Origin of the sequence: Bacillus sp. 522_BSPC, assembly GCF_001076885.1 — a bacterium.
Taxonomy (GTDB): Bacteria; Bacillota; Bacilli; order Bacillales; family Cytobacillaceae; genus Niallia; species Niallia hominis.
The window spans coordinates 1-9,917 of record NZ_JVDT01000041.1; the positions used below are offsets into that span (position 1 = coordinate 1).

The following is a 9,917-nucleotide window of genomic DNA, read 5'->3' on the forward strand; positions in this document are numbered from 1 at the left end:
AATTAAAGATTGTTCGTCTTTAAAGACTAGTTATTTAGTTTTGTTCCAGCCTCTTTAATGGGAAAGTCTTCATTAAAAAGGACTATAAAAACAGTAGTATTAAATATAGTGAATGAAAAGCAAAATGAATAGATAAATCAAAAGAAGTAGTACTTGAAATTTAATTGTAGCGTAAAACCTTTTGTTAAACTTTTGAGATGGAAGTGGTTTTTCCTTCCATTCATCCAAGTAGTCATCATTTTTAAGAATCACGTGATGGAATCTTCGGAAGCTGAACGTTACTCCGTCAAAAAAGCCTCCTTTTGCAATATATTGAAATAGAAATACAACGATATAAGAGAAAGTAAGATAAAAGACAGTATTAATATAAGAAACAAAAGTATATTCAGAAGAAAAAATAAAAAAAAGAATTCCCGTCATAAAGATATTTATTAGAAATAGAGACCATTTTTTATTAAGCATGTTTATTCACCTTTACTAAGTATGTTTGCAACACGAATAATCGTATTTTAACCTAACTTTTATAGAATGTACATTTCCGGAAGCCATATGACTATAAAATATTGAGCATATATACTATTAAATAGTCAAAAAGAGTGTCACCTTCTTTTTCATATAGTTGAAAGATAGTTGAATTAATCTAGGAGGAATCGGATTATTATTTACAATATTAAGGAAGAAAAGAACTAATAATGTAAATATATCCTATTATGAAATTCTACAATAATAATACTGTCTTCTAATTTCAGGGAGAAAAGTATATTGGGATATGGATATTTTTAACAATTAATCGTTCTTTTGCCATATCTTTCTCTATATTTTTAATATAAATTTTTAGAATTTTAATACAAAAGTAAGCGCTGTCTTTGTTGTTCTAATGCAAAAGCACTCTAGCGCACTATAGCAATATTTGAAATTATCTCTATATTTAGTCTTTACAACTCTACTAGAATAATAGTATACTCACTTTAGCTTCTTTTTTAGATGTAATTTACAGAATAATATAACAATGGGGGGTCTTTTTTAATGAAGCGAAAATTAACTTGGCTGCTTTCACTTACATTGATACTGAGTGTATTTTTAGCAGCATGTTCTGGCGGAGATGATAACGCGTCTGAAGGTACTGATGGTTCATCAGAAGAAAATGTTGAACAAGTATTAAACTTAATTAACGGAGATGCGATTCCTTCTATGGATCCATCAATGGCAACAGATCAATATGGTTTCCAATTCTTAGGTGCTACAATGGAAGGTCTTAATCGTTTAGGTGAAGGCGGAGAAGTTACACCAGGTATTGCTGAAAGCCATGAAGTATCTGAAGATGGCTTAACTTGGACGTTCAAGTTACGTGAAGATGCAAAATGGGAAAACGGAGATCCTGTAACTGCTAACGATTTCGTTTATGCTTGGCAACGTGCTGTAAATCCTGATACAGGTTCTGAGTACGGTCCATATATGATGGGTGGCGTAATTAAAAACGCTGCAGAAATTAGCCAAGGTGATATGCCAGTTGAAGACTTGGGAGTTAAAGCAGACGGCGATTATACTTTAGTTGTTGAACTTGCTAACCCAACACCTTATTTTGAATCTTTAACAACTTTTGGTACATTCTTACCATTGAACCAAAAATTCGTTGAAGAAAAAGGCGAGGCTTTCGCTACTAGCTCTGAAAATCTATTAGCTAATGGTCCTTTCAAATTAGAAAACTGGGAAAGTACATCTCAAAAGTGGAATCTTGCTAAAAACGATACTTACTGGGATGCAGATACAGTTAAGTTAGAAACGATTAATTATGTAGTAGTAAAAGAAGCTCAAACAGCGGTTGACCTTTATGAAAAAGGAGAAGTAGACCGTACTGGTTTATCTTCAGACTTAGTTGACCAATATTCTTCTGATGAAGATTATACAGTTAAAGCAGGAAACTCTGTATTCTATTTGAAAATAAATCAAACAAGAAACGAAGCGCTTGCTAATAAAAATATTCGCGCAGCTATCAGCCGTGCGTTTGATAAACAGGCTTTAGTAGATACAATTTTAAATAATGGTTCTTTAGCTGCTAATGGTCTAGTTCCAGCAGACTTTACTCCAATGCCTGACGGTAGTGGTGATTTCCGCGAAGTTAGTGGAGATCTTGTAACATATGATACTGCTGCTGCGAAAGAATTCTGGGAAAAAGGTTTAGAAGAATTAGGAACTGATTCAGTAGAAATCGAATTCCTAGGCGGAGATACAGATGTATCTAAAACAATGAACGAATATCTTGCTAACCAATTACAAACAAATCTACCAGGATTAAAAGTAACTCTAAAACAAGTACCATTTGAACAACGTTTAGATTTAGATACTAATCAAGACTACGATCTTCAATTAGCTGGTTGGGGTCCTGACTACCTTGATCCATACACTTTCTTAAGCTTATGGATTACAGATGGCGGAAATAACAAAATGGGTTACTCAAATGCAGAGTACGATAAATTGTTAGAAGAAACAACAACTACTCTTGCTACAGATAACGAAGCTCGTTACCAAAACTTCTTAGAGGCTGAAAAGATTCTATTTGAAGATGCGGCAATCGCTCCTGTATATCAAAGTGCTGGCGCATTCCTATCATCTCCAAAAATTCATGGCTTAATTGAAAATCCATTTGGACCAGATTATGAATACAAATGGGTATCTATTGGAGCTGAAGAGTAATTTCGCTTTTTTGAAAAATTCGATGCTATGAAATAAGAGGGAGTGTATGCTTTTATAGCATATACTCTCTTGTATTTTTGAGTAGGAAAATTCTGATTATAGCAAAAATAAATTATTATGCTATAATAAACAAAGAAAATTAGGAGGTGCACAGATGGCTCGATACTTACTTCGACGTTTATGGTATATGTTAATAACACTGTTCATTATCGCAACAGTCTCCTTTTTCCTGATGAAGTTCCTTCCAGGAAGTCCGCTGAAGGCTGACGATAAATTAAGTGAAGAACAAAAAACAATTATATTGGAAAAATATGGTTTGAACGATCCGATTCCTGTTCAATATGTACGTTATTTAGGAAACCTAGTGCAGGGGGATTTAGGGGTTTCGTTTGCATTTGATAATACGCCGGTTACAGATATTCTAACGTCTAAAATTGGCCCTTCTGCGCTTTTAGGTGGACAGGCTTTAGTGCTGGGAACTGTTGTTGGAATTCTACTGGGCTTAATAGCATCTATTTATAGGAATGGTCCAATCGATTTTACATCCACCATTATAGCGGTACTCGGGACATCAGTTCCATCGTTCGTATTTGCAGGACTATTACAATATTTCTTGGCGGTGAAATGGGACTTACTACCTGTTGCGCTTTGGGATGGGTTTGAATATACGATTCTACCAACTATTGCACTAGCAATCTCACCACTAGCTGTAGCTGCAAGGTTCACTAGAACTGAAATGATCGAGGTTCTGCATTCACATTATATAACGACAGCTCGTGCAAAAGGAGTTAGTGAAGCAGGAATTATTTTCAAGCATGGATTACGTAATGCATTGATTCCTTTAGTTACAGTAATTGGGCCAATGGCGGTTGGCTTAATGACAGGATCCTTAGTAATTGAGCAAATATTTGCTGTTCCTGGAATTGGAGAGCAATTTGTATCATCTGTTAATGTAAATGATTATCCGACAATTATGGGGACAACATTATTGTTTGCCTTTGGGTTTGTAATCATTATATTAATTATTGACCTCCTATATGGATTAATCGATCCTAGAATTAGAATTGCAGGAGGTAATAAATAAAATGGAAAAGAAAAATCTTAATCAAATTGATAAGAATTTATTTAAGCCTCTTAATCAAGAAGAAAATGTTAGTGAAAAAATAACGGCACCAAGTAGAACCTTTGGGCAGGATGCAAGAAGAACGCTAATGAAAAACAAGCCTGCTATAGTTAGCATATTCATAATTTTGTTAATTATTATTATGAGTATAATTGGTCCAAGTATGAATGACTATGGTAACGATGATCAGGAACTTTCTCGAGCAAAGCTTCCGCCTAGGGTGCCATTATTAGAGAATGTTTCTTGGTTGGGTCTAAATGGTACATTATCAGGTCGATATGAAGGCACTGATGTGGAAGATGCAACTACAAAGGCAATGGCTCGTTATAAAAGTACAGATGAGTTTGTTGATATTAAAGTCCTTGAAGAAGGAGACGGTTCAAGAAATTCTGCTGCTGTTAAAGCAACCTTTCATATCTATGAAGCAAAGGAGATGGATGATACCTATTTCTGGTTTGGTACTGATACACTTGGTCGTGACCAATGGACAAGACTTTGGGAAGGTACAAGAGTATCCTTAATCATTGCATTTGTTGCTGCAATTCTTGATTTATTAATTGGGGTAACATACGGTGGTGTCTCTGGCTTCTATGGCGGAAGAGTTGATAACGTATTACAGCGTATTGCAGAAATATTAGTAGGGATTCCAAACCTAGTAATAATTCTTTTAATGATGCTTATTCTCCAGCCTGGTATTGTCTCCATTGTTATTGCATTAGCAATTACAGGATGGATAGGTATGTCCCGTATTGTTCGTGGAGAAGTATTAAAGCTAACAAATCAAGAATTTGTTCTTGCTGCTAGAACGTTAGGAACATCAAATGGTACGATAATTAGAAGACACTTAATTCCGAATATAACTGGTATTATTATTGTTAATACAATGTTCTCCATTCCAGGAGCTATCTTCTTCGAAGCATTCCTAAGCTTTATCGGACTTGGTATTGTCCCACCTAATGCTTCACTAGGTGCTTTAATTCAGCAAGGGTTTGCCAATTTACGATTGTACCCATATTTACTAGTTTTCCCAGCGGCTGTATTATCAGTATTAATGATTGCATTCAATATATTAGGTGATGGTTTGCGTGATGCATTCGATCCAAAAATGCATAAATAGGAGAGTAGGTGTTTATAAATGAGTAAATTATTAGAAGTCAAAGATTTAAGAGTATCATTTAACACCTACAACGGTGAAGTACAAGCTGTTCGCGGTGTTAGCTTTGAGTTAAATAAAGGGGAAACACTAGCAATTGTAGGAGAATCCGGTTCTGGTAAATCCGTTACTTCCAATGCTTTAATGAGACTTCTTCCTGAACCACAAAGTATTATAAAAAGTGGAGAAATTTTATTTGAAGGCGAAGATCTTATTAAAAAATCGAAGAAGGATATGCAAAAAATTCGCGGAAAAGATATCTCTATGGTATTCCAAGATCCAATGTCTTCTTTGAATCCTACAATGAAAATCGGGAATCAAATCATGGAAGGTCTAATCAAGCATCAAAACATGAATAAAGCTGACGCTAAGAAACGTGCGCTTGAGTTGCTTGAATTAGTAGGCATTCCACAGCCAGCAATTCGCATTAATCAATTTCCACATCAATTTTCAGGCGGAATGCGTCAACGTGTGGTTGTAGCAATTGCGCTTGCGTGTAATCCGAAGATTTTAATTGCTGACGAACCAACTACAGCACTTGATGTTACGATTCAGGCTCAAATCCTTGAATTGATGAAGGACATTCAAAAGAAAACGGAGAGTGCGATTATTTTTATTACCCATGACCTTGGTGTAGTAGCAAATGTTGCTGATCGCGTAGCTGTTATGTATGCTGGTAAAATTGTTGAAATTGGTACAGTAGATGATATTTTCTATAATCCAAAGCATCCTTATACTTGGGGATTAATTGGATCAATGCCTACACTTGATAGTAAGGATGAAGAACTATTTGCTATACCTGGAAGCCCACCAAATATGTTAAAGCCTCCAGTAGGAGACGCTTTTGCGCCTAGAAATCAATTTGCACTAGAAATTGACACAGTGATGGAACCACCAATGTTTAAAGTTTCTGATACACATTATGCAGCAACTTGGCTATTACATGAAGATGCACCAAAGATTGAGCCACCAGAAGCGGTTAAACAAAGAATGCTTGGTTTCTCCAAAACAGGTCGCAAGGACGGTGAAAAAAGTTGACTAACGAAAAATTATTAGAAGTAAAGAATTTGCAAAAGCACTTTTCAGCTGGTAGAGATAGAATCATTAAAGCGGTAGACGGTGTATCCTTTGACATTTTTAAGGGAGAAACATTTGGTCTTGTTGGTGAATCTGGTTGTGGAAAGTCTACAACAGGTAGAACCATTATCCGTCTTTATGATGCAACAGGTGGAGAAGTTAAATTTGAAGGCGAAGATGTGCATGGAAAAAAATCAAATGCAGAGCTTCGCAAGTTTAACCGAAAAATGCAAATGATTTTCCAGGATCCTCATTCCTCTCTTAATCCGCGTATGACGGTACTGGATATTATTGCAGAAGGTATTGATAATCATAAGCTTGCAAAAACACCAGAAGAACGTCGTCAGAGAGTAGAAGAATTACTTGAAGTAGTTGGATTGAACAAAGAGCATGCTACACGCTTTCCACATGAATTCAGTGGTGGTCAACGCCAAAGAATTGGAATTGCTCGTGCGCTAGCTGTAGAGCCAGATTTCATCATCTGTGACGAGCCAATTTCTGCACTTGATGTTTCTATTCAAGCACAGGTTGTTAACCTATTGAAAAAGTTACAAAAGGAACGTGGATTAACTTATTTATTTATTGCCCATGATCTATCTATGGTTAAATATATAAGTGATCGTATTGGTGTTATGTATATGGGAAATATGGTTGAGTTAGCAGAAGCAGATGAGCTTTATGATAATCCACTTCATCCATATACAAAATCATTATTATCGGCAATTCCGCTTCCAGATCCACGTTATGAGCGTGAACGTACAAGAATCGCTTATGATCCATCCGTACATGACACTAGTGAGCCAGCAGAGTTAAGAGAAATTACTCCAGGTCACTTTGTGCGTTGTACTACGAAAGAGTTAGAGAAGTACAAAAGAGAATTGAGCCTAAAGAAAAAATAAGCATCAAATTTAATCTATTAAAGAAGACCTCCCAAATAATCCTTGCCAAGATGCAAGGATTTTTTCATTTCTCAGGAAATGAATCTGTATTCTTTTTCTTTCCCCTATCATTACATATGTAATCCTAAATGGAGGAAAAATCATTTTCTAAAAAACGATAAAAACCGACATACCCTTATTTGACTAAACAGTATCTTGTCGAAGAAAGGAAGGCTGTGTTCTCTATAAATAGTAAAACTCCCATCCAAAAACACAAGAAAATCCAAAAAATATTAAAAAATTTACATGACTACGCTAAAATAAAGGAAAATAAGTAAAAGAAGAGTGGAAATATATATCATAGGAGTTCATAAATGGTCAATTCAATATTAAAATCCCAATACGATAAAGCGATTCAACAAACAAAAACGCTTATCATGAATGACGTAAATAAGTATTTAGAAAAACAAGAAACTAAACCATCCTTTGAACAATACATGGCTGATCGAAAGGTGTTTATCGAGCAAATATGGTTAAACACATGGATTAATACAGCTGCCAGCCATATTCGTTATTCTGAAAAAAAGGATTATCTTACTAGTAAAGGTTTTGATATCAGTGATCTTAATAAAAAGGATATAAATCGATTGTTTCGAAATGAAATTCGAGATGTTGATGTATTTTCATATGAGGGTTGGCTTAAAGCACATATAGGCGACCATAAAGAGAAATGGGAAAATAGATATAAAGAGATACGGAAAATCTACTTACAACATGTAGAGGAAAATAATGATTTGGAAAGGAAGCGTAAATATTCCGCTAAATTCTCTTATTATATAGAACAATTAATGGAGAAACATTATGAGGAACTTTTTCTTTATATACGCTATTTAACGGGATGTAATATTGCTGTTGAGATCGATAGAAATGGGATTATTTTGCCTTCCATGGAAATAACGTTTGAAGAATATCTATCGAATGAAATGGACATGTCTTATAACCAATTTTACTTTTTAGAAGACAGAACAGAAACATATGAAAATTTAATTTTTCAACATCTCATTGATTTTTTTCCTTCATGGGTAAAAGATAAACTACCAACGCGTATAAAGGAGGAATATCAAGAAGTATTTAATCAATCCTTATCCAACTCCTTTTTACTAGAAGCAAGTACGCCGTTACTTAAAGAAATTACAGGAGAGTTTCTAGAAGATTTATTTCCTGAATATATAATTGATTTAGAGAAGCTATTAGATATTCCTTTTGATATGGAGATTCATAAGGAGATAATGGAGAAGGATCGCAAAAGAAAAGAACTGAAAGAAGCGGAGGATCGCGAGGAACAAAGGCGGCGAAAAGAAGAAGAAGCAAGAATGATTGAGGATATTTTTGGTAAAGAATACTATCCTCCAACTAGTAGAAATATAAAATATGTATTGCATACCGGAGAAACGAATACTGGTAAAACGTATCAAGCAATTAATCGCATGATGGAGGCAGACAGTGGTTTATACTTGGCTCCATTAAGATTGCTGGCATTAGAGATTTATGAAAAACTAAATCAGCAAGGTGTACCTTGCTCTCTTAAAACAGGGGAAGAGGAAAAGCTTGTACTAGAGGCACAACATCAGTCTAGTACAGTGGAAATGTTTCATGAGAAAGATTATTATGACGTAGTGGTTATCGATGAATCCCAAATGATTGCAGATAAGGAACGGGGATTTTCATGGTATCGAGCAATAACGAAGGCAAATGCAAAAGAGATTCATATTATCGCAAGTCTACATGCAAAAAATATGCTTCTGCAGCTACTAGGCGATGCAAATGTGGAAGTCCACGAGTATCGTAGGGATACGCCGTTACAAATAGAAGGGGATTTATTTCAATTGAGCAAAACAAGGAAAGGAGATGCGCTTGTTTGCTTTTCAAGGAGAGGTGTATTAGAAACCGCTTCTGAGTTACAAAGAAATGGCTGGCAAGTAAGTGTAATTTATGGAAGTATGCCTCCAGAAGCTAGAAAAAAACAAATGCAGCGGTTTATTGAAGGAGAAACAAAGGTAATTGTTTCCACAGATGCCATTGGAATGGGGCTTAATTTGCCGATAAGAAGAATCGTATTCTTAGAAAATGACAAGTTTGACGGTATAAGAAGAAGGATGTTAAGCTCTCAGGAAGTGAAGCAGATTGCAGGTAGGGCAGGAAGAAAAGGAATATACGATATTGGCAGAGTTGCTTTTACAAGCGATCGTAAAAAGATGAAGTATTTATTAGAAAAAAAGGATAATGATCTTTATGGATTTACGATTGCACCGACTAATGCTGTATTAGAAAGATTTCAAAAGTACTCTAATAACCTTGGGCTTTTCTTCTATTTATGGGGACACTTTAAAAGTCCAGAGGGAACAAAAAAGGCATCCTTAGCAGAGGAAGTACTATTATATGAAATGATAATGGATACAATGGTGGAAGCTAGAATGTCCTTACATGACTTATTCAGCTTCTTGAAGCTTCCGTTTGCAACAAGTGAAGCAGCCTTACGTGCTCAATGGAAAATCAATATGGAGGCAATTGTTGAAAATAAGGATTTACCAGAACCTAAACTAAAAACAGACAGCTTGGAGGAGTTAGAGTTATCGTATAAGGCTATCGGCCTTCATTTATTATTTTTATATAAATTGGAAAGAAGAACAGAAGCATATTATTGGGAAAAGTTAAGAGGAGAATTGAGTGATCAAATAAATGATCATTTGAAAGCTGGAATTAAAGGGAAAAAGCGTGTTAAAACATGTAGAAAGTGTGGAAAAGAGCTGTCATCTAGATTTAAATTTTCTATCTGTAATGATTGTTTTCATAGAACATAATTTGGAGTAGTATTCTATTGCATATTGCTGACAGAGAAAGGGAAAAAGAAGAGGCTGGGATAAAACTAAATAAATAATTTTTAATAAGAACAATCTCTAATTTAGCTCTTAAATAAAGCTACTTTCTCATG

The 9,917-nt window shown here is 35.1% G+C and carries 7 protein-coding genes; 6 read left to right on the plus strand and 1 reads right to left on the minus strand.

The annotated features are described in order from the left end of the window. Window positions 1-99: 99 nt before the first annotated feature. A complete protein-coding gene (locus tag ADJ83_RS03615; RefSeq protein ID WP_048716939.1) occupies window positions 100-462 on the minus strand; it encodes a DUF3899 domain-containing protein in 363 nt (120 codons plus the stop codon). 564 nt (window positions 463-1,026) lie between these two features. Here ADJ83_RS03615 and ADJ83_RS03620 point away from each other — a divergent pair. From ADJ83_RS03620 to ADJ83_RS03645, 6 genes are all read left to right on the plus strand, one after another. Beyond that, on the plus strand, window positions 1,027-2,694 hold the full coding sequence (locus ADJ83_RS03620; RefSeq protein ID WP_048716943.1) for a peptide ABC transporter substrate-binding protein: 1,668 nt from the start codon (window positions 1,027-1,029) through the stop codon (window positions 2,692-2,694). A gap of 154 nt (window positions 2,695-2,848) precedes the next feature. Then, the gene (gene opp3b, locus ADJ83_RS03625) at window positions 2,849-3,778 is read left to right on the plus strand and encodes an oligopeptide ABC transporter permease (RefSeq protein WP_031539421.1); all 930 of its coding nucleotides are present in this window, start codon (window positions 2,849-2,851) and stop codon (window positions 3,776-3,778) included. Window position 3,779: 1 nt separating this feature from the next. After that, window positions 3,780-4,934 (plus strand): oligopeptide ABC transporter permease, encoded by a 1,155-nt coding sequence (opp3C, locus tag ADJ83_RS03630; RefSeq protein ID WP_031539420.1) that lies wholly within the window; start codon window positions 3,780-3,782, stop codon window positions 4,932-4,934. Window positions 4,935-4,952: 18 nt separating this feature from the next. Then, window positions 4,953-6,008: an ABC transporter ATP-binding protein gene (locus tag ADJ83_RS03635; protein ID WP_031539419.1), complete on the plus strand. Its 1,056-nt coding sequence runs from the start codon at window positions 4,953-4,955 to the stop codon at window positions 6,006-6,008. Continuing rightward, window positions 6,005-6,946, plus strand: a complete 942-nt coding sequence (locus ADJ83_RS03640; RefSeq protein WP_031539418.1) for an ABC transporter ATP-binding protein — start codon at window positions 6,005-6,007, stop codon at window positions 6,944-6,946. The genes ADJ83_RS03635 and ADJ83_RS03640 overlap by 4 nt, the downstream gene beginning before the upstream one ends. A gap of 353 nt (window positions 6,947-7,299) precedes the next feature. Beyond that, window positions 7,300-9,786: a helicase-related protein gene (locus ADJ83_RS03645; protein WP_048716951.1), complete on the plus strand. Its 2,487-nt coding sequence runs from the start codon at window positions 7,300-7,302 to the stop codon at window positions 9,784-9,786. Window positions 9,787-9,917 lie beyond the last annotated feature (131 nt).

Coding starts and splice junctions, on each gene's coding strand:
- ADJ83_RS03615 (WP_048716939.1), bottom strand. CDS start 462: ATGCTTAATAAAAAATGGTCTCTATTTCTAATAAATATCTTTATGACG.
- ADJ83_RS03620 (WP_048716943.1), top strand. CDS start 1,027: ATGAAGCGAAAATTAACTTGGCTGCTTTCACTTACATTGATACTGAGT.
- opp3b (WP_031539421.1), top strand. CDS start 2,849: ATGGCTCGATACTTACTTCGACGTTTATGGTATATGTTAATAACACTG.
- opp3C (WP_031539420.1), top strand. CDS start 3,780: ATGGAAAAGAAAAATCTTAATCAAATTGATAAGAATTTATTTAAGCCT.
- ADJ83_RS03635 (WP_031539419.1), top strand. CDS start 4,953: ATGAGTAAATTATTAGAAGTCAAAGATTTAAGAGTATCATTTAACACC.
- ADJ83_RS03645 (WP_048716951.1), top strand. CDS start 7,300: ATGGTCAATTCAATATTAAAATCCCAATACGATAAAGCGATTCAACAA.